Genomic DNA, 23657 nt, shown 5'->3' with positions numbered 1-23657 from the left:
AAAAAAATGTAGATTAGGTTTAATAAATAAGATCGGTTTTGATCATATTTGTTAAATAGTCATACACTTATTAAATAAATTTAATAAAGGTATAATTATATTTACTTTTGCTCAAACAAGAATGGGGAGATATGGGAAGATTATTTAAGGAAGTGTTTAAATCACTTGCTAGAAATAAAGTAACCTTGATTTGTTTAACAATTCTAATTTTTTTAACATCAGGAATTTTTACTTTATTTTTTGACATTAAAACAAGTTATACAAATACCATAAATTCATATGACAAAATTTCTAGACTACACGATTTATCTGTTGATCTAGATGTTAATTCTTCCGGTCTCGCTCCAAATGGCGGTTTTGATCAAATTGATGATAAAAACAAAAGTTCAAAAACTGCAAGTAAATTTAAATGAACTACGGCTGATAATAGTGTAGATTTCTCACTGACTTTCCCACAAGGTAGTGAAAAATTTATTCAATTAAAAGCAAATATGTTTGGAGCTTCAACACCTAATTTTTCACATCCTGATTACTATATAAAAGCTCAAGATTTTATGGATTTTTTCTTAAAATCTAAAAAAACAGGTTCAGGAATTGAATTTGAAATTAATAAATATGATGCTTTATCAAATATAAAAGAAAGTCAAAATGTTACATTTGACCATGCTAAGAAATTTTCATTGTCCGGCAATCACGAATATAAATTTGATTTGTATAAAAAAGAAGGCAATAGTTTTATTCCTTTAACCAACAAAATTACAGCTACAAAAGATGATACTTTTAATTTAGATAAAGAAATGTCACTGAATGACATTACTAGAATATCTTATACAGGTGATGGCAAAGGTGAATATGCAATTAATCCTATCTCAATGTATTTGAATGTCAAAACTAAAGAAGCAACTTTTGATATTTCAAAATACAATGAATGAAAATCAAAAGGGTTGGCTTATGTATTAAGTGGAGATGATGTTTTAAAAGCATTAGGTTTTGAAAAGCAAAATGACCAATGAAAATATAAAGCTACAAATCAAGCAAATGCAGATTTAAAATTGCAAAGTCCAACTTCAACAGATAATGATATAAAAGGAACTGACAAATTAATTTCTACTTTTAAATTAAAAAATTATTTACAAGATAAAAATCTTTCGGTCGACGAATACATAACCGAAACAGTTTTCAAATCAACAGGTACAAAAACTGATTATGAGCTTCCTAAGGAATGAATTAGACGTCATAGAAAAATAGGTTCATATAATTGAAATCGTTATGTTATGAACTGAAATGAAGCAGATAATGAAAAAGATTCGAATTGAAAAGGATCTTACTTTAAGTTTATTAGATATTTGAAAGATGAATTGCCTGATGTTTATAATGAGCTAAAATACTTTTCGGTATGAACAAAAACTATTGAACACAAGTATCTATTTGGAAATCAAGATAATAATCAAGAAAAAGCTGAATCTGAAACAACAAAAATTAATTATGGCAAAGATGAGCACAAACATCAATTTGAAAATCCTTGAAGTGGAACTCCTTTATCTCAATTAGTTGATAGAAATTGACAAAACATTAATTATAGTAATATTGATGACATAGAAAAAGCTATCGATAAAAAATATAAAGAAGCATTAGACGATCCAACAAAAATTGATTTCAAAAACTATATTGAAGCAAAACTAAAAAAAATAACTGATACTAATGAGTTTAAATCAAAACAAAATACAATTCATGATGGCACTTTAGAATATGCTAGAAAAGTTATTATTGAAGAATTAATAAAAGAAGTTGGCCGCGAAAATTTAGGTATTAGACAAACAATGACAGTTGAAACTGTTAATGAATCTGATAGCAGTAAAAACGTTTTTCATTTTATTAATACTGGCGATGAACAAACTAGAATTAGGGGTTTAATTCAAAATGTTGGAAAAATGCAAAATGAACATTTTAGAAAGACCATTTTAAGTTCATCAATTTCTAATAAAAACACTGATGATTTTATATTAAAACCAACAGATCCTAATTTGATTAAAAAAATTCCTTCAGTTTATACTAAAGAAATTATTAAGGCAATTTTTGATAACTATACACCTGATCCAAACTATTTTACACCGGATATTAGGTTTGAAAGTTACTATGATTTTTATGAAAAAACACAAATTCCTAGATTAATGACTAATAAAAAATTGCTTGCTTTAACAACTGCTGAAACTGAAAATACAAGTCGTGGTGCATCATTAGTTGGTGCAATTGCATTGGCTTCAAAAGATAAATATATATTCCTTAAAAAAGGAAAATTAGATGAATATTCAAATAATGAAGTTTGAATGAAAGCATTAATTGCCAATGCAAAAGATTATATGACTTTAGATGAACTATATGACTATCTAGTTGCAAATAACTACACAATTAGAGGTGAAATTGGAAAGAATGGGTGAGCTTGAGTTAATCCACAATATAAAAATGCTTATTCACTTCCAGTTGCCTTTGGTGCAATTAATAGCCAAATTACTAATGACATTATTCAAAACAAAACTATAAGAACCTTACTAAACGCTGCTAAAGAAGTTATTCTAGAAAGCGATTTAGGAAAAGTTTTATCTAGTGATGATGTTGAATTAATTGCTGATGCTGCAATTAGTGCAATTGAAAAAAATGACTATCACACATTACTTGCAACTTCTAAATCAAATAGTAATTTATTATTAAAAGTTTTATTTGATTTACTTAATAATGTTTTAGAAAATGTTAATGGACGTGCTGCAAATAACTACAAATATTTAAATATTGGTGGCAATTTGTTTATGCAAAATGTCTTTACCAAAATAATTAATTATTTTAAAGACAAATATGAATCATCAATTTCAAACGATGGCATTCAAATTGCAAATACTAAATTAGCCTCAGAATTTAAGAAAATTTTAGGTTTATTTAACATAGACTTTAATATTATTCCAGGACTTAACATTGGATTCGCAAAATTATTTGATTATCTAAAAGAAAATGGTGTTTCACAAATCTTTGATGTTTTAAAAGAATTAATTAATGCATTAGATTTTGAGAAATTCTCAAATTCAATCCAAGATTGATATAAACAACATCCATATCGTAATTTTGGTGCAACAAATGTTGAATATTGAGTATTGTCAAGAGATCGTATAATTGCAAACTTTATTAAATCAATTGATGATTATAAATTTAAAACTGCATTAAAAAGTTTTATTAGTTTAGTTGATTTTAACAAGATTTTAAATCCTCATTTAGAATCAAGTCTTTTCAAAAAATGAGAAAAAAATACCAAACAATCTCAACAAGAAATTAATGATATGAAATCTTTCTTTGAAAGATTAAGCACTAAAAAAGCTATTAATAATTCAACTACTGACAATTACTATAACAATATTAATGAAGGATTAACTGAACTATTTAACATTATTGATGTTAACAAATTTGCTTCTGCTTTAGAATCATCAATTAGACATATTAAACATCCTGTGCAAGCTAATGGTAAGGTATATGAAAACTTTAACACTGAAGCTTTAAATGATATCGAATATTTAGCTTCATTTATATCTTCAATTACGCAGGGTGATAATACGAATATTAATGGGAAAGTCTATGCATTGCAAGATGCAATTATCAAGATTTTAAACTTATCAAATGAAGTTGAACACTCAGCTATTTTTGACAAGCTAAAATTAAATATGCCTAAAAAATCAGATAGTAAAATTTCTATCTTTGACATTCTTAACTTAACAAAATTTGATTTGTTTAGTAATTTAAATTCTTCTCCAAATCAAAATAAGGTTGATGAAAGTACAATTAATCCATTTGATCTTTCAAAAATTAAAAATATTTTGGCTAAAGTTGAATCTGCAATTGAAAATAATAAAAAAGTTTCACTAACAGAAATGGAACTTAAGTTCTTAAAAGATAATGTTATGGTGCAAGAAGATGAACTTAGCACATTATCTAAGATTAAAGAAAAATTACAAAATTACATTACCTTAGTTTCTAAGCTTTATCAAAGCAAAACTGATGGTTACAATTTAGATGATGATATTAATGCTCAAACGTATGGTGATTTAGCATTTAAATCAATGCAATTTGATAAAAATACAACAATTCAAAATAAAGCATTGTTAGAAACATTGCATTCAACAATTGGTAATTTATTAAAAAATACCTTGAAATTAATGAGTGGAAATGATGCTCGATTTGCTAATAACGCTATGAATTTATTTTCAATATGGATTAAATTAGCTTATGAATTTTCAAATATTGGTGAAACAACAACCTATACAAGAAAAAATCTTGAAACTGGAGTCAATGAGCAAATTACTGAAATTAAAAGGGATTTAACCCTTGCTCAAATTTCAAACATTTTACAAGGTCTACTTGAACTTACCCAAAAAGATGAAATTGCTTCATTAATGAAAAATTATGAAAAAGTTATCAACAAAATCCCTGGAATTGGAATTTTAGGTTCAGATAATCAATATAATTCAAAAACATTAAGTTTAGCATATGCGCATGCTGAAACATCATTAGCAGCTAAATTATTAGAAAATGCAATTAAAAATGGTTCTGAATTCACAAACTTCTTCACTAATCTAAAGAATAATGGTATTAAAGATAAAACTATTGAAAATATTAAAAATCTTTTGCTAAAACATAAAACTGAATTTACATATTCTTTAGGTTATGTTGCTTCTCAATCTGGAAATATTGAAGGAACTATTCCAACAAATTACTTATCAGTGATTAAAGAATTTGTAAAATCATTTCTTCCTTCAGAAAATGCGAATAAACTTCAACCATTAGCAAATTCATATTATGATTTAGAACTTCTATATAAATTAGCGTTAGATTCTTCAAAGACTTCTGAAATATTATCAGTTTTAAATGTCTCACGTGCATTATTAAATCCATTGCTTATGATGTCATTTCCACAAGTTTTTGCATCATATTTATTATCAAACAATCCAAATGAAGGAAATATTGCATATGCTATCAAACAACTATTTGGTAATTTAAATAATTTATCTACTAGAGAAATTCAAGAATTAATCACCCCATTGTTTGATAAATTTGTTCCAAGCCGTAAAATTTTATCAGAACAAAGTGATGCAAATATTCGTTTAGATATGTCATATTTCTCATATATTGTTAACCGTAAATTTAAAGACAAAGATGACAAAGACTTTATTTTATGAGATATTAACATCACTCAAGCGCTAAAAAAACTTTTGGCAAGAATTATTGAACCTATTTCAATTTATAACTACATTTCATATACTGATGCAGGCGCTTATTTAGCTAAAGTAAATTATGGCTATCTAAGTAAAAATAAAAAAGAAGTTTATCAAGGCGATGTTTCAAAATATTTATCTAGTCCAATTGAGATGGAAAGATTTATTAAATCATTACCCGATAAATATAAAGTCAAAATTAACTCAATTGAATATTTAATTATTGGTGAAGAAACAACCGTTGATTATTTATATCCTGTTACAAATGAAGAAAATTTACAAGTTGATACTAAAAATCAAGCGCTTTTATATGTTAATCAAAAAGGTTTTGATAGAATGCGTTCTGCATATCCAACTTTTGCACTAAAAGAATATGTTTTAACAAAAGCACCTAGCCAAAAAGGTAAATTTGGCAAAACTATCTATGAAAAAGGTAAATCACCTACTGAACTTAGAGATAAATTTAACAAATTCGTTTCATCAATTACCGGTTCAAATACGAAAAAAGCTTATTTGAATAACGAAACTGACCCGATCAATCCTGAACGTATGATTAGAGTGATTACAGTTAGAAAAATTGTTGACACAATTAGAAATGCAACAATTTATCTAATTACCTTACTAATTGTTTTAATTGCATTTATTGTTTATTTCATTATCAAAAGATATATTGAAGCAAGAAATAAAGTTATTGGAATATTGCGTGCGCAAGGATATAAAACAACAGAAATTGCTTTATCATTCTGTGCATTTGGTTGAATTCCAACTGGGGTTGGCTGCTTATTTGGTTATATTGTCGGACTGTTATTACAAAAACCAACAATGAATATTTTCTCAAGCTATTGAACATTACAGAATGTTGCAATTCCATTCCATTGGTTTACGATGTTAATTACGATTATTATTCCATTGATTGCAGTTAGTGCATTAATATTTATTATTACCCAAATTTCAGTCAAAAGAAAAGCTATTGAACTTATGAGTGGACTTGTTGAAGTTTCAATTGGTAATATTTCTCAAAAAATTTCTTCAATCTTTAGACGTGCGACAATTAAATTCAAATACATACTTGCAATGGCAATTAATAACTTCTGAAAATTAATTTCATTAATGTTAGCATTCTCAACAACTTCTTTAATTTCAATGTTCTTTATGTCTTCAAATAATACTTTTAATAAATCTATTTCACAAACATATCAACATAGAAATTATCGTTACAAACTTGATTTAGAATCCCCAACAACTGAGGGTGGGCCATATATTCCTTATAATCGAAATGATATTGAAAGATATTTATATGTTCCTAATGATTTAGCAGGAGGTAGCTCGACAACCTCAGGTTCACAATTAGATTATGCTAATCCGAACTTCTTACGTCCTGGTTATTCATTTAACACAGATGTTATTCAAAGAAGATATGATCCAACTGTTTTAACAAAATCATCACTTGATATTTTAATGGATTTATCAGTTGAACTATCTCCTTGAGATATAACATATGCAAATATGCCTGAAACTCAAAGAGCTAGAATTGCTGAGATTTTCAAGCGTGTATTATCGAAAATGGAAGCAACACAAAATATTTTCACCTCAAATGCAAATAATACAGGCCCTGATGGCAAAATTTGTGTAATCGATCCTAAAAAATATTTAGCGGACAAAAAAGCTGGAAAATTAGAAGATCTAACTAACAGAAAGAGTTATTTTGCTTATATGAGTGGGAATGGAATTGACTCAAGTGATGATGCTAAAAACAAAAAATTCAAATTTGTTGAATGAGATCCAAACTTGCAACAATATCTAAAACCCATTGATGTTACAACTGCTAAATATCGTCAAGAATATCGTAATTTCTTAGTTAATGCATACAAGAAAATTGATTTATTAGATTTCTTTGTTTCATTTGCTGGTATTTATTGGAATGAAAACTCAAATGAAAAATATACCTACGCATCAACTGAAATTAATGGCAAAAACCATCGCTTTTATGGATATGATGTTGAAAGTAGATTTATTAGAGCGTATAGTGCTTATGGTGAAGATTTAACTAAAAAATTAGCTAATTATAATTGAAGCAAAAATGAACCAATTCCATTATTAATTAACCAAGTTGTCGCAAAACAATTCAATTTAGGTGAAGGTTCTGAACTTAGTGCCGAAATGCTAAATCATGTTGATAGATTTGCATGAAGATCATTGAATTTAGATGAATCTCACAAACCAAAAACTAAATATACTTTCAAAGTTATTGGAATTTCTAACACTTATATTAACAATGAATTTATCACAAGAAAAGACATTTTAGACAAAATTTTAGGTTATGACACTTTATCTAAAAGACTTCAAGATGCTAGAAAAGAAGAACTTCAAGCATTATTATTAAAAAATCCTAAAAATGCTGCACAAATTACCAAAGCATTTAATAAAAAATATGAAGCATTTAATGGAATTTTGTCTAATGACAAAACACCAGTTCAAACAATTGACACTTTAACAACTTATTCTTCTTTAGGCTATTGAGGTGCTATGTCTTCATACGATGTTGATAATGAACCTGATAGTTCGATATGAGATTTCTTTAGAAGAATCTTTGTTTCAGATCCTTCTCAAAAATTTGTTTCAGTTTATGAACATATTGTTAATTCATACAATGAAGCACATAATACTAATTTAGATTACAAAGAAACATTGAAAAAATTAATGAATGTTGATGATGCTAAATTAGAATATTATCGCACAACTCCATTAAATCCAAATCCTTCTGATTTAAAAGCAGCTAGAGAGATTTTAACTAAATTCTTTGGTAGTGAACAATCATCAATTTATGGTAAAAACATAATGTATGGTTCTTCATTTAATGTTGATAGTAAGGATATTGAAGCTGGATTTATTAGTGGAATTTCATCTACAGCAAACACTGTTTTAACTTGATTTATTATTATTTCATTTATTATTGCAATTATTATCTTAGTTGTAATTACTAATATTATGATTACTTCAAATCAAAGATCAATTGCAACATTTTCTGTCTTAGGTTATACAAATAGTGAAAGAGTATTCTTATTCTTCTTTAACTTTGTTCCAATTATTTTAATGGCATGTGTGTTAATGATTCCTGTAACTTATGGTTTAATTGCATTATTTAATCACTTTATGTTAGCAACAAGCCAAACAGTATTACCATTATCATTATCAATTTCAAGCATAATATTATCAGCTGCAGTTTGTTTAGGAATCTTTACAATTACTTCGATTGCAACTTGAAAAGCATTGAACAAAGAAAAACCTATTGATATTTTGAAAGGAAAATAGTAATGGAAAAGAAAGATAACAAAGAATTAAAAAAGCAAAAAAAATCTAAAAATGTTGAAAAAACCATTGTCGTAAAAACTCCAATTACAGAAGGATTAGGGACTAGACTTTCAAAAGCTAAAGAACCTTACAGCATTGTTGATGATGATGTTAATATCAAGATTTTGGATAATAAAACCTTAAAGAAAGTTAGGAAGGCAAATGATAGTCCAAGAAAGAAAGATGATCATGCTTTATTGCAAAATTCTGAAGGTATGATTGTTGAAGTTAAAGATGTTAGAAAAACTTATCTTTCGGGTAATATTGCAACAGAAGTTTTAAAAGGAATTTCTTTTAGCATTAAACGTGGCGAAATCGCAATTTTATATGGAAAATCAGGTTCTGGTAAATCAACATTATTAAACATAATTAGTGCATTGGATAGGCCATCAACTGGTGATGTCATTGTTAATAACATTAACTTGCCTTATTTATCAGACCGTTATCAAACTTTGTTTAGACGTCAAAATATTTCATTTATATTTCAAAACTATAACTTACTTCAAAATTTAAATAGTTATGACAATGTAGAAACAGGCTCTTATCTACAGGCTGATAAGAAAAAAAGACTTAATATTAAAGACTTATTTAAACAATTTGATTTGGAAAATTGTATGTATAAATATCCTTCTCAAATGTCTGGCGGTCAACAACAACGTGTTTCTATTTTAAGAGCTATTGCTAAAAATAGTGAAATTATAGTTGCCGATGAACCAACTGGTGCTTTGGATGAAAAAACAGGACATATTGTTTTAAAATTGTTACAACAAATTAATCGTGATTATAATGCAACAATTATTATGGTTTCACATGACCCTGATATTGCAGTTTTAGCTGATAAAGTAATTTCATTAGAAAATGGTCATATTAAAGAAATTATTGAGCAAAAAAGAAAATCATTATTAGATGATGAAATAGTTACAAATCAATAAAAATTATCTAATTTACTATTTTAATAGTAAAATTTAGTTACTTATTTAAAGGAGTAATATTATCATGAATTGAATAGACTACACATTTTTATTTGGTGGATTAACTGCATTAATATTTAACTTAGTTATCTTTTGCTTATCATTTAAACGTGAATTTCCAAAAGTAACACAAAGAATTACAATTCTTTTTGCTGGATTTGGATTAGGTGTTGGTTTGTACTCAATTTACAAAATTGTTCAAACTGCATCAACATTGAGTACAGGAATTGTTCAAGTTTTAATCTTTATTACTTGAATTATTATGTTCTTGTTAGCAATCACAACAGGTATTGTTCATTTAATAAGAATTCTTTCTAAAAAAAGAAAATTGTATGAATAATTAAAAAATCAGGTTATACACTTATAAGTTTAAGTAGTAACACCTGATTTTATTTTTCACTTTCTTTTATATTTTCTTGAGGAATTTTTATCTCGTTAGTTTTTGTATTGTTTGAATTTTCTAAAGCATTTAAATTCCAAAGTTCTATTGGATTTAAATGTCTATATTTAGGTTCAGGAATAATATAATTTTCAAAATCTTTACCATAAATATTTCTTAAATAGGGTTCATATTCAAATAAAGCTTTAACTTTTAAACCGAAAAAATCTATTTCTTTTATCTTAAATGAAACATTAGGAATTCATTTGTTAATTCAATTTCTAGTAACAATTTTATTTGTTACAACATAGCCATCAAAACTTTCGTCATGAATTGCATTAATCATTGTTTTATAAGATAAAGTTTTATATAGACCTAACAATTTTCATCAATAAATTTTGTTAGATATTTTTTTAATATTAGTCTCATTGTAAGATAAATAATCACATTTGATGCTTTTTAATTTATTTCTAAAAGTAATAAATTTATTAAGTTTATTTATTTTGGTAGGTAGTAATAAATTAATATCTAAAAAGGGTTGAGATTCATAAATGTTTTGAATATTATTCATAAATTTTATTTGCAAAGAAAAATATTGTGAATGCTTTGAATTATCCAAAAATTTTTGGGGATATTTTTGTTTTAAAAGTTCATAGGATTCATAAGTTAGTATCACAGTGAAATTGTCTAAATATTCACTAAAGTCATTTTTTGCATAAGCTAAAAGCAAACTATCTTCATCAAGTGAATATCAAACTTTGTTTTCATTACAAATAGTAATAAATTCTTCTAATATTTCCATTTTTTTGCCCTTTGGTAAAACAATATTTTCATTCATAAATAACAAACTCCTAAGATTAGATTTTCTTAATTTATTATTATAACAACAAGCGAGAAATTGCCATATTTATTTGGTAAATTGGCTTTATATACATATATATATGCATTTAAAAAGGAGAGAATTTGCAAAAATGTTAAAATATATTAATTATTTAATAAAATTGTAAATAAGTTATTTTTAGAAAAGAGGATAAAAATGCCTATTAAACAAAAAGAAAAAAAAGCTAAAGTAGTTTTAACAACTGAGCAGGCTGCAAAAAGAAAAAAAATTATTTTAGGTAGTGTATGAGGTACTATTTTAACTGCTGCAATAGTAACTGGAATTACTGTCCCTGTTGTTCAAGCACAAAAAGCATTGCCAACACCAGATCCAATTTATAAAGATGAAGATGTTTTATATGAACAAACAGATGCAAATGGAAACAAAATCCAAGTTAAATATGGAGATATTAAGAAATTAGACTCTAATGTTAATGAAAGAAGACATTTAGCATCTGAAATGCAAAAGCATTTAATTAAATATTTATATGAACAAGAACGCGAAGCTTCACTTTGATATGAAGCTATTTATAATGCAAACAAATTGCCTGCTGATCAAAAACATTTTGCTTTAGATTCAATTGAAGATGTAAGGAAAAAAGCTCAAAAAGAATTTTCTGATTTAGAAGAAAAACTAAAAACACAATATGGTTATTCTAAAAAATGAGAAGAAAAATTAAATGAAGAAATGGCTAAATCTGAATGAGGAAAATCTAAAACTAAAGCAGATGCAATTGAGTATAGAACAGTTGAAAAATTAAAAACTAATGCTAATAGGCGTTATACTTTTGAATACAACAAAGACTTCACATATTCTGAAGTTAAAAATGGAATTACTGCTAATTCCGATATTTCTTATACATACAATGGGCAAAAGAAAAATGTTACTTTAAAACCAAATGGTGAAGGTGGCAATTTTGTTAAAGGCTCAACATTATATTTACAAGATTTCTTTGCAAAAGAAAATGAAAACTATACCTTGCCTGCCGCTGATTCTTCAGAACTTAAAGTTAATACAAAAGACGAATATAAGGTTAATATGTTTACAACCAAATCTTATATTTCATCATTAAAAAATCCTCTTAGCACTCCTGCTAAAAAATCAGGTGAAAGTATTAGAAGAAGATTCCTAGAACCTTGACTTAAAAAAGGTCAATTGCTAACATCTACATTTCAACTCGCTGCGAAACCTAATTTAAAAGATGAAAATAAACCTTGAACTGTTACTAAAGACGAAATTACAAAATTATTTAAATTTGGTGTTTACAATGATGATGCTACAAATGGTGCAGAAAATAATGTTTTATCTTTAGGTATTGAAAGACTAAGCAAATTTAAAGGATTAAATCCAATTTTAGATGACCCAAGTTTAAAAGATGAAACTATAAGAGCTGCTAAAAATGATGAATTAGCATTAAAAAATATTTCTTCTTCATCTTCGAATGCTGCTAAATATGGTTCAAATGGGTTCCAAAGTTTAGAAAATAGACTTAGTGGTAAAGATCCCGCAGATTATTTACCATTATTATCAATGGTTATGAAAACAGACACGCCTGATGGTAAATCTATATTTCAAGAACACACTAAAGATGATTTATTTAAAGACTTAAGAACAAAAATAATCAAGGAAGTTTTATTTAAGCAGGCACCTGATGCAAGTTCTCAATATCATGAGTTATACACTTATTTAACAAATAGTGCTAATGATAATGGCAAAATAATTGCAAAATCTAACTATACCACCGCTGAATCAACTAAGTATGCTAAATTTAACAACTTACTAAAGAAAAGAATTGATGAACTCGATAAAGATGAATTTGAAAAAGCAGCTGGAAAAGTATTTGCATCTGTTTTTGGTGAATCTGCAACTTCAAATAAAATTAATTCAATTATTAAAGTAAATGGTAATTATGTTCAAGTTACTTCATCAGGAATTAAGCTACTAAGTGTTTATGATAAATTAACAGATCAAAATCACAAAATTGATAACATCTTAAAATTAATTAAAAGAGATTTAGAAATTAAATCTAAAACAAATTCTCCTGATTATACTCAACCTGTTTTAGATATTGAAAATATGTTCAAAAATATAGTTACTGATGATTTCAAAGTTAAAGAATTACTAAATGACGATGATTTTATTAAGTACATTAAGGAACAAAAATATAAAGACTTAAATTCAGTTGAAAAATCATTTAATGATGAAGCTATTGAAAGTGTTAAATTCTACGAAAGTATTTTAAATGAAGTAGCACGTGGAAAACTATTGGATGACAAAACAAATAAACTTGCTGAATATGTTAAAAAATCAATTAATGACAATATCATTGCTGACTTTAAGAAAAATGGAAACAACAAATTCTATATCGAAGGCCATGATGATAGCAAATATTGGAATGATGGTATGGTCGAATATTTATACAAAGCAATTCAAGATTTTATTAATAAAAATTAGATAAAGGACTATATATGAGAAAATTAAATAAGAAATTATTATCAGCATCACTAGTGTTAGCTCCTTTAGCTACATTGCCTATAATTGCTGCTGCATGCAAAAATAATTCAAATTCAAATAATTCTGGTTACCAAAAGTCATTAATTAAAAAACAATTAACTCAAAATCAAGTTATGCTTGATTTAACAAGCGGAATTTTAAATCAAATTTATAATGAAGATGTTTCAAAATATGCTACTTCTGCACAAACTAATCCAAAAGATAGAGTTAAAGAAGCATTATTAAACTCTTCAAGTGAACTTTGAAAAGATTTTCTAAAGATTTTTAAAGTATATGCAAGAAAAAAACTTGCAACTGATTGACAATTTTTTAGCAAATTAAGAAACATATTTGCTGAATTGAAAATAGATGTAACTTCTTTCTCACCTGCTCCTAATAATGTTCCTACAGACGAACAACTAAAATTTATTCTTCAAAATGCTGATGTTTTAAATACAAATATTCGTTTAGATATTGAAAAATTATTAGTTATTTATAACTATTTAATTAAATCGAGAACTGAACTTAAAAATATTGCTAACGATAGTGATGGTGAAGATAAAGTTAAAAAAGCATTAAAAACAGATAAAAAGAGTATGACTGATACTCAAAAAGAATTACATAATGCTTTAAATTGAAAAGGTGATGATTTATATTTAATAGAAGCCTTAATGAATGACCCTATTGTTCAAAGCTGAAATTTTACTGACAATCGTAATATTGAACTTAGATGAACTCAAGGGAGAATTAGAACAGCAAAACAATATAATGATTTAGCTGATTATAATCCAGACGAAGCACCACAATATAAACATAATGATCCTGTTCAAGAATGAGAAAAAGAATCTACTCTATTAAGCACAGGAATTAAAGAAAATAATAAAGATATTGGGGAAACTTTAAAAGCATATAAAGGTGTTATTAAAAATTCAGGTTTTTCTGGACGTGATATGGAAACATCAATTAGTGCTATAAAAGATCAAAAATCACCAATCTTTGGTTTTATTGATCCAACAACTAATAAAATTTATGGCCCTAATGAATTTGCATTTGGTGATTTAATGGAAGTTATGAAAAAACGTCCTATAGCCAAAATTAAAGATGAATATATTGATGGTGTTAAAAATGGCACAATTAAAAAAATTGAAAACAAACATTTAACATTGCAATACTGAAATGAAACTGCAAACAAATTTGAAGATGCAACATTTAAAGATGATAAATTTGAAGCGAAATTCAAGATTAAAAAAGTTGATGAAAATGGTAAGCCTACCACTAAAGAAGATGAAATTACTGTAACTTATGAAGTAAATAGAATTAAACATGATTCTAATAAAATAGGTGATGTTGTAGTTGAATGAAAATTATCAACCAATAAATTAGGTAAAAGAAATTATTATGAATTTCAAACCCGTTTGAAATCAGATAATAACAAATGAAAAGATGAACACAAAGATAATCCATTAGAAATGCCTTTATCACAATTTCCAAAGACCGTTAATTTAGTTAAAGATCAAAAAGAATTTGTTGGTAAATTTGTTTCAAAAATTTCTCCTTTATATTCTGAAATTTCAAAAGATGTTAAAAAGCTAACTTTAGATGGAACCCCCTGATCAGATGCAGAACAAAAATCAAGGATTGCTTATAACATTATGTTTTTAAATGAAAAAGATTATTTTAAAAAAGCTATGTTATATTACAAAGAGTTAAAATTATATAGTATCAATGAAACAAACTTACATACCGAAATTAGAGATATGTTAAGACAGATAGGAATATTATAAATTTATGCAAAAAGATATTTTTCAGAGAATTATAGATCGTGAAATACCTTCAACAATCATTTATGAAGATGATAAGACAATTGCTTTCTTAGATATAAATCCACATACCAAAGGTCATTTTCTTGTAGTATCAAAAGAATTTTCAGAAAACCTATTTGATATTGAAGATGATGATTTAATAAACTTAATTCTAACTGCTAGAAAATTAGCATTAAGCCAAATTGAAAAACTAAATGCTAAAGGATTTAGATTAGAAATTAATAGTGGTATTGCTGCTGGACAAGAAATCTTTAGAACACATGTTCATATCATTCCATATTATGATGATTAAATAAAATAATTAAGCTAGAAAACAATATATAAGTTCTAGCTTTTTATTTACCATATTTTAAATTTTTGAATAAATTCAAAAAAAGAAAAGCCGGTTAGCAACCGACTTTTTAAAAATGAACATCTTTCTAGTTATTTACGTGCTTCTGCATAGGTTTTTAGAATTAAGTCATTTAATTCTTTACCAATCATAATTTCTTCACGTTCTTTAGCTGACAATGTTGATGAAGCTAATAATTTAGCATATTTAGCTTGTCTCTTGTCTGCAACCATTTTTTCAAATGTTCCACCCAAGAATGAAATTAGACAGAAGATAATAAATAATGCTGAAGTACATGAATATGAAATAATGTCTGATTGAGATTTATGTGCAATGCTTAGTCCTAAACTTACAAATGGGTCTAGTACGTAGAATCCCATAACAGTTAGGATGATAACAACTGCAGTTAAACCAGCTCATTTAGTATGTTTATTTTCTGTAACAGCAATAAAGTGTTTCTTTCTGTTTTGTAATGCACCAACAATTGACAATGAAATAAATGCAAACGCAAAGATTGCCATTCAGTTAGCCATTAGGTCTGAGAATGATAGAAGTTGTGCGATTTGATATCCGTAAACTCCTTCATCTCAAATTGGAATATATGCATATGCACCAATTGCGGTGAAGATGATCATAAATGGTAGTGATAAGAATAGAACATATAGTGATCCGACAATAGGCATTTTTGAATTCTTCATGTATTTGTATACACGAGTAGGAACTCAAATTTCACCTTCTTTGATTAAGTCTTCTATTCATCTTGATGCTCACATAGTAAATCCATTTAGAATACCAATGATACCAATTGCGATGCAAATATTAACAATACCAAATACTCAACCAACTTTATCGTTAGCTAATTTGTCTCCAAATGCATAGAAACCACCATTACCTGCACCTAAGGTCATAGCAACGGCAATTATTATGTAAATAAATGTCATTGAAAATAGGCCAATAGTTAAAGCAGCAGGAGTTTTTTCAGGGTGTTTCATTTCTGATTGAACACCAGCAGTTACATAGAAACCATCAAATGCAAAGAAGATAGCACCTAATGCACTAAACACTCCTAAGAATGGTGATAAACCTAAGAATGAATTTGAAGTTTTATCAAATAGATTTAGTTTTGTAACTAAGTCTAGATATTTAATTTGTTCTGCAGAAGGTTTTTCTGGGTTAACAATTCCATTTCCGATTTGTTTTCCAAAGTATACAAAACCAATAACTGTTACTGCTACTAAAGGTATAAATTTAACAGCTGTAACAATTCAGTTTTGAATATTACCAGCACGTGATGAAATACCTGCTGAGAAAATCATTCATACTGTTAATCCTAATCCGATTAAGAAGTACAATCAAGGAGCAGCTTTACTTACTGCACCATGAACTCATGCATTAGCTACGCTATCTCATGTTGCACCAAATGCTATATTAACACCAAATGCTCCAAATCCATCTTGGAATTGAACAATAACATAGTAAGGCATAAAGAAGTAGGTAAATGGTAGATATAAGTAAGTCATAAAGAATTTAACAGCTTTGTAAATCTTTAAAGTGTTAAAGGCTTTAGCTCAACCTATCATACCTAGGTTATCATTACGTCCTGATGCAACTTCAACTAGACCTAAAGCCATTGTAACAACTGCAAAACCAGCAATTAGTCATACAATGATAGCTCAAATTAGGTTACCACCAGAAGAATTAAGGACAGCTTTAGACCTTAGAAAAATTCCAGCACCGATTGAGCCACCTAAAACGATAAGAATAGCTGAGAAAAAGCTAATTTTCTTCTTAGCGCTTGGGTTAGCAACTAATTTTTCGTCGCTCATTTTTTCCTTTCAAAAAGATTTAAATATTAATATTTAAAACATGATATATCAATTATCATTAAAAAATAATCCCCTAAAAGATATATCTATATAATTATAAATCATTTTGCTAATATTTTGAGTTGCAACTTTTAGAAAAAATTACTAATATTGTTGCATTTTTAGGATTGCTTAGATTTTAGATTTAAATTAAATCATTTTGTGTAAGAATATCCGTCATTTCCTTTCCATCATATAAATTATTTTGTCAATTAAAAGCTTTCTTTACTTTTTTGCCAGTTCAATGTGCTATTGCAACATTTTGATCTGATAATACGGGTTGAAGTATTACTTGCAAATAATTTTTACTTCAACCAAAGTTTGCTAAAAATCTTCCATCATTATAACAACCATATGCAGCAATAACATGTCCACCATATTCTTTAGTAGTAGAGTCAAGGTATCCATAATCACCACCTGTAACTAATGGTGTGCTATAATATCTAATTCATTCATTAATTGTATGTTTTGCATAAACTCAACTACTTGTTCAATATCTATAATTAATTTCGGATCTTTTTCACTTGTCTCTCAAAATTGATTCACCAATATATTTGTATTCCCAAATTCTACCTACACCATCACCAAATCATGTTTTTTGATATAAGTAATTCATAAAATAAGGATCAAGATCAGGAACAATATAATTAGAAATTGTCTTATGTGTATAATCAGAAATATTATTTCTATATTCTTTTTTAAAATGGTAAAACATATCATATTCTTCATCTGATATATATCCATTGCCTTTAAAAAGTTCATTGTATTGAATTAGCATATTCATAGCAACATATCCACATATTCCACCATCAGCTGTTTTTTTATAAAATCCAGATTTAGTATAATAACTTGGATATTTTTTTCAAAAATTATTATAGTATTCATCACCTTTATGATATGTGTATTCTGTAGAATTTATACCATAATTATTGCTACTAATAGACTTAAATCATCATGAATGTTTTACTTCATAATCTGCATATATAAATCCATTTTTTGATGGATGAATATTTAATTTCTTAAATTCATTAGGTTTTGCATTTTGAGCATTGATCAATTTTTGTTTGGAAAATTCACTATAATTTCAATCATGAAGACGCTTATGATCACCCGGCGCTGGTTTATCAAGCGGTACTATGTTATTTTTTGGTTTATAAAAATTATTCAGCATTGTTTTTACAAGTGAATATGAATAAGAGGTTTCGTATGGATTAACCATATATATTTTTTTGCCATTTGTTGAAAACACACTATATCCACCTTTATCATATCCAACTAAATAGCCATTACCAATGGCAGTATTTTCTAATTTAGTGAAACTTGCAATTTTTGCATCTTGTCGACCAGTAAGTTTGATAAAATCTCACAAACAATAGTCTTTAATCTTTTGTTTTTCATCATTATATTCATTTGTTTTTGCTGAACATAAAATAATAGAAGGACAACTAAATATTGGTACTAAAGTACCAACAACATATTTTAGATTCATCTAATTTCTCCTTATTCGTATATCGATAAATGATATACATAATAATTATAAATCTGAAATACAGGTTTATTTTTTAGGTTAAAATAAAAAAATGGCGATCGCAGCAGGAGTTGAACCTGCGACACCAAGCTTAGGAGGCTTGTGCTCTATCCACTGAGCTATGCGACCAAACCATAAAGAATTATAAACTAATTTGCCTTTTTATTATCTGGCTTGAAATAATCCTGTAATCTATTTAGAGCATTAACATAAATTTCAAGTGACATTTTCATTTCATCAAATGTGAAATATTCATTTGGTCCATGCATTAAATGCATATATTTTGTTGAACCAAATGCAACACAGTTTTTCAAAATCCTTGCATATGTTCCACCACCTATTGCTATAGGTTCGACATTTTCTTTAGTAATTTCATTATAAGTGTCTATTAAGATTTTTACTAATTTGTTATCTTTCTCAACATATTTTGAAGGTTTTGAAGATGTAGGTTCAAGGTTAATTTTGTTGTTTAATTTAGCAATATATTTGCTAATATCACTAAAAATTTCTGCTTTATTATGTGAAATTGGAACCCTTAAATCAAAACTTAAAACAATGTAACCTGGTAATGTTCTAATTAAACCTAAATTAGCAGTTAGTGGGCCTGAAAAATCGGTGTAATTTGGAAAAATATTTGCTAAATCAAATTTATTTTCAAAGAAATTTTCTTTCATAAACTTAATTAATGGATGAGATAAAACATGTTTTGGTGCAAATTCAACAAATTTCTTGAAAAATTTAATAATTGCATTATCACCTTTATCAGGCGTAGAGCCATGCCCACTTTTGCCAATTATTTTTAAGATGTTTCTTTTTTCTTCGAAAACAGTTTCGTCTTTATTAAATAAAGGTTGCATATTTTTGATATTTGGATAATATGCATATAAAGAATCAGGAATTTGGTTAATTACTTTCCCACCTTCTAAAACTAAATCAGGAATTGAAGGAAATCATAAATTAAAACAATAAATCATTTTTTCTGCATAAATTAAAGGTCATTCACCATCAGGAGTATATGAAATATCAGGTTCACCAAAATCTTTTAGATATTGTTTCATAGATCTCATATCAGTTTCTTCAGATAAACCAAAAATTAATCTAATTGAAAAGTTTTTGTCTAATAGTTTGTGGTCTTTGATATATTTCATTGCATAAAGATTAATAATTGCAGGCCCTTTATCATCTAAACTACCACGCCCAAATAATTCATTTTTATTTTTTAAAGGTTCAAATGCGTTACTAATTCATTGGTTTTTATCGCCTTCGGGAACAACATCTAAATGTGCTAAAATACCAATAACTTTTTTGCCTTCTCCAAGTTGTGCAAATCCATACATTTTCTTAGGATCTTTATAAACTTTAAAACCAAAATCTGAAGCTAGTTTTAAAGCAAAATTTAATGCGCGATTACATTCAATTCCGAATGGATATTGTTCATTTTCCTTATATTCACTGATAGATGGAATTGCACAAAGTTTGGCAATATTTGTGACCATTTCATCAAACTCTTGTGCAGTTTGTTTATATTTAATTAATTTTTTCATTTCTAATTCCTTATAAAAAGTCTATTAATTAAAATTATATACCATAAAAAATAATAGACATAACCCTTCTTAAGTCATGTCTATTATGAATTTTAATAAGTAATTGAAATAAAATTATTTTGTTGCATTAGCTTTAGCAGCTCTACGAGCATCTCTGGCTCTTTCTTTTGCTAATTTAGCTTGTCTTTCTTCAGCACGTTTTTTATTTCTTAATCTAATTTCTTTTCTCATGATATGTCCTTAATGCAATCATTAATTTAAATATGCTAAGTAATTATATAGTTATTTTTTATTTTTTCTCCAAATCTTAAAATCATCAGTATTTAAGATTGAATCTAAATCTAATTTTTCCATCTCCGCAATCTTTTTATCAACGCTTTCTTTAGTTACAGGGGTATTATCTTTTTCTTTCTTTTCTTTTTTACTGTAAATTTTTCCAACATCAATTGCAGCTTCAAAAGTTTTAGTTAAATCAACATCAACTTCTTCGTTTTCATCTTGTTGTTTATTATCTAGAGATTTATCTTCGAATTCATCAAATAATTTGATGTTTTCTTCAATAGTTTTAGTTCTTGTGATGTCTTTATTGTTTTCTCTATTTAGTTTTCTTTCAGCAATTTGTTCATAAACTTCATTTGGATTTGAATAATTGTGTTTGAAGATTGTTGTTTCAACACTTAAAGTTAAATCTAAATTAGCATTTTCTTCATATTGTTTGTTAATTTCTTCACGTTTTTCGATAGGTTCTTCAACTAATTCTTTAATTTTATAAGGTTGAATTAAATAACCTATATTATTAGAATTTTTAATTCTAACATTTGAAAGCATTTCTTGTAAATTTGTAAAGTTCAAACCTTTTTTATATTCAAATTCAGTAGGCTCATTATTAGCATCAGTGTAATAATAGATTAATTCTTTGGTAATAGGTTCAATGCCAACAATTTCTGATTGAATAGATTTTGTAGGGTAATAGAATATTTTAGGTCTAGAACCTCTACTTACAGGTTTAATATTAACTGATTTAACTTTCTTAAATTGGCCTTTGTTGGTGTAAATTATCACTCTATCTTGTGTAGGGCGAATAGTGTTAAATGCTTCAACATAAATATCTTCAGGCAATTTTAATAGTGAAATGCCAGCGGCTTTTGAAGAATATTCTGGGATGATTTTGTCATCAAAGAAATAATAAATTCCACCTGTTAATAGAATTAAAATTCTTTTTTCGTCATTTGAAATTTTAACGTCAACTAATTTGTCATCTTGTTTTAATGGGAAGCAACTTCTTTTGCGAGCGACTTGACGATCTTCAAAATCAGTTAAACTCATTTTTTTAGCCATACCATGTTTGGTAACCATAACTAAATTAACATAAGTTTTAAATGAAACAGCTTCCATAATTCTAATAATTTTTTCGTCATTATCCAATGCTACTAAAGAAGAAACGTGCGTTCCTAAATCTTTTCAACCACATTCTTTTAAAGTGTGTGCGTCTAAAACAAAATAGTTACCTAGATTGGTGAAGAAAATTAGTTTTGAAAGTGAGTTTATCTTATCAAAATAGAAAATAGCATCACTTTCTTTTAATTTATAAGTGTTAAATTCATTTGCATTTTTAATCTTTTTAGAAATTCTTTTAATATAACCTTGTTCTGAAATAAAGAAATAGAAATCTTCATTTTTAGCTAATAATTTAGTGTTTACGTTTTTAGTAATTTTTTCTTCAGAAATTTCGGTTTTTCTAGGTTTACCATAATCTTTATCAATTTGTTTTAATTGGCTAATTAAAAATTTATCAAATTCATTTGCATCAGTTAGCAATAAATTGCATCTTGCAATTAATTCTTCTAATGAAATTTTTTCATTTTGATATTCTAGTTGGTCCATTCTAGAAAGTTTATATAATCTAAGTTCAGCAATTGCAGTTGCTTGAAGTTCAGTAAATCCAAAATGTTGTTGCAATGCTAAAATAACACCTTTTTTAGAATTATCACTAGCTTTTATAACTTTAATAACTTCATCGCTTATTTCAGCAACTTTAATAAAACCTTCAACAATCTCAAGTCTAATTTTATGTTTTGCTAAATCAAACTCAATACCTTTGCGGTTAATTTCTTTTAAGTGGTTTAAATAAGCATGTAGAAACATTTCTAAATTCATTAATTTTGGAGAATTTTCATATATTGCTACCATATTGTAGTTATAACTTATTCTAAGTTCAGTTTTAGTCATTAAATAATTAATAATAGCTTCAGGGTTAGCATCATCATCTAATTCTAAATAAATAGAAATTCCTTCACGATTTGATTGATCTCTAACTTCTTTAACACCATTAATATTTTTATCTAAAACAAGTCCATCAATATCAGCAACTAGTTTTGATTTAACAATTCCAAAAGGAATTTCATAAATTTCAATACCAATTACTTTATCTTTATTTTTTTCATCATAAATAAAGTGATATTTTGAAGATAAAATGATTTTACCTTGGCCATTTTCAAAAGCTTCAGTAATTCCTTCAACTCCATTAATAATTCCACCAGTTGGGAAATCAGGGCCTTTAACAATTTCTCTAAGTTCAGAAAATGATGCATTTGGTTTTTTAATTAATTTAATTGTTGCATTCAAAATCTCAGTTAAATTGTGAGGAGGAATTTCTGTTGCAAATCCAGCGGCAATACCTTTTGAACCATTAATTAACAAGTTAGGAATTAGAGATGGCAAAACGATAGGTTCATATTCACTATCATCAAAATTAGGTGCCATTGGAACCACTTTACGATCTAAATCACTTAATAAAAGTTCAGAAATTTTTTCAAGTCTAGATTCTGTATAACGCATAGCAGCAGCAGGGTCATCATCAATTGATCCCTTATTACCATGCATTTCAACAAGAGGATAGTTAGATTTTCATTCTTGACACATTCTAACTAAAGCTTCATAAATTGAACTATCACCATGTGGGTGATAACGGCCAATAACATCGCCAACAATTCTTGCAGATTTTTTGAAAGGTTGATTATTTTTTAAATGCAAATTTCACATTGAAAATAAAATCCGACGTTGAACAGGCTTAAGACCATCTCTAGCATCTGGAATAGCACGTTGTTGGATAATATATTTTGAATATCTTCCAAAACGGTCACTCATAATGTCAACCATTGATTTTTCAATGATGTTATCGATAAACAAATCAATTTCTTGTTTTCTTGATTCTTCAGATTTTTTTGACATATTTCCTCC

General features: G+C 27.1%; 11 protein-coding genes and 1 tRNA gene. 6 read left to right on the top strand and 6 right to left on the bottom strand.

The annotated features are described in order from the left end of the window. The first annotated feature begins 131 nt into the window (after positions 1–131). The 3 genes from EXC60_RS06320 to EXC60_RS06315 all read left to right on the top strand — a co-directional run bounded on the left by EXC60_RS06320 (position 132) and on the right by EXC60_RS06315 (position 9914). Positions 132–8564 (top strand): ABC transporter permease, encoded by an 8433-nt coding sequence (locus EXC60_RS06320; protein WP_024544096.1) that lies wholly within the window; start codon positions 132–134, stop codon positions 8562–8564. A gap of 2 nt (positions 8565–8566) precedes the next feature. Then, positions 8567–9535 carry an ABC transporter ATP-binding protein gene (locus EXC60_RS01425; RefSeq protein WP_024544097.1) on the top strand — a complete coding sequence of 323 codons (969 nt, stop codon included), beginning with the start codon at positions 8567–8569 and terminating at the stop codon, positions 9533–9535. A gap of 64 nt (positions 9536–9599) precedes the next feature. Further along, complete coding sequence (locus EXC60_RS06315; RefSeq protein WP_024544098.1) at positions 9600–9914, top strand: hypothetical protein; 315 nt, start codon at positions 9600–9602, stop codon at positions 9912–9914. A 49-nt stretch (positions 9915–9963) separates the two neighbouring features. Here EXC60_RS06315 and EXC60_RS06310 read toward each other — a convergent pair whose 3' ends face one another. After that, complete coding sequence (locus EXC60_RS06310; protein ID WP_024544099.1) at positions 9964–10791, bottom strand: hypothetical protein; 828 nt, start codon at positions 10789–10791, stop codon at positions 9964–9966. A 198-nt stretch (positions 10792–10989) separates the two neighbouring features. Between EXC60_RS06310 and EXC60_RS06305 the strand changes: the two genes are divergently transcribed. The 3 genes from EXC60_RS06305 to hinT are packed head-to-tail and all read left to right on the top strand — an operon-like array spanning position 10990 to position 15441. Beyond that, positions 10990–13287: a HinT-interacting membrane complex protein P80 gene (locus EXC60_RS06305; protein ID WP_024544100.1), complete on the top strand. Its 2298-nt coding sequence runs from the start codon at positions 10990–10992 to the stop codon at positions 13285–13287. A gap of 14 nt (positions 13288–13301) precedes the next feature. Continuing rightward, complete coding sequence (locus tag EXC60_RS06300; RefSeq protein ID WP_024544101.1) at positions 13302–15110, top strand: HinT-interacting membrane complex lipoprotein P60; 1809 nt, start codon at positions 13302–13304, stop codon at positions 15108–15110. Between the two features lie 4 nt (positions 15111–15114). Further along, positions 15115–15441, top strand: a complete 327-nt coding sequence (gene hinT, locus EXC60_RS01400) for a histidine triad protein HinT (protein WP_024544102.1) — start codon at positions 15115–15117, stop codon at positions 15439–15441. Between the two features lie 131 nt (positions 15442–15572). On the opposite strand, the gene EXC60_RS06295 is transcribed toward hinT, so the two are convergent. The 5 genes from EXC60_RS06295 to EXC60_RS06280 all read right to left on the bottom strand — a co-directional run bounded on the left by EXC60_RS06295 (position 15573) and on the right by EXC60_RS06280 (position 23648). Continuing rightward, a complete protein-coding gene (locus EXC60_RS06295) occupies positions 15573–17306 on the bottom strand; it encodes an APC family permease (protein WP_024544103.1) in 1734 nt (577 codons plus the stop codon). A 184-nt stretch (positions 17307–17490) separates the two neighbouring features. Further along, entirely contained in the window at positions 17491–18834 is a 1344-nt protein-coding gene (locus EXC60_RS06290; protein WP_024544104.1) for a putative cysteine peptidase, read from the bottom strand. Positions 18835–18926: 92 nt separating this feature from the next. Further along, positions 18927–19002, bottom strand: a tRNA-Arg gene (locus EXC60_RS01385). Between the two features lie 20 nt (positions 19003–19022). Next, positions 19023–20417, bottom strand: a complete 1395-nt coding sequence (locus EXC60_RS06285) for a Sapep family Mn(2+)-dependent dipeptidase (protein ID WP_024544105.1) — start codon at positions 20415–20417, stop codon at positions 19023–19025. 282 nt (positions 20418–20699) lie between these two features. Continuing rightward, complete coding sequence (locus tag EXC60_RS06280) at positions 20700–23648, bottom strand: DNA topoisomerase (ATP-hydrolyzing) (protein ID WP_024544106.1); 2949 nt, start codon at positions 23646–23648, stop codon at positions 20700–20702. Between the last annotated feature and the right edge of the window lie 9 nt (positions 23649–23657).

The sequence above is a fragment of the Metamycoplasma salivarium genome (assembly GCF_900660445.2).
GTDB classification, from domain to species: Bacteria; Bacillota_I; Bacilli_A; order Mycoplasmatales; family Metamycoplasmataceae; genus Metamycoplasma; species Metamycoplasma salivarium.
This window is presented reverse-complemented; position numbering and strand designations above follow the sequence as displayed.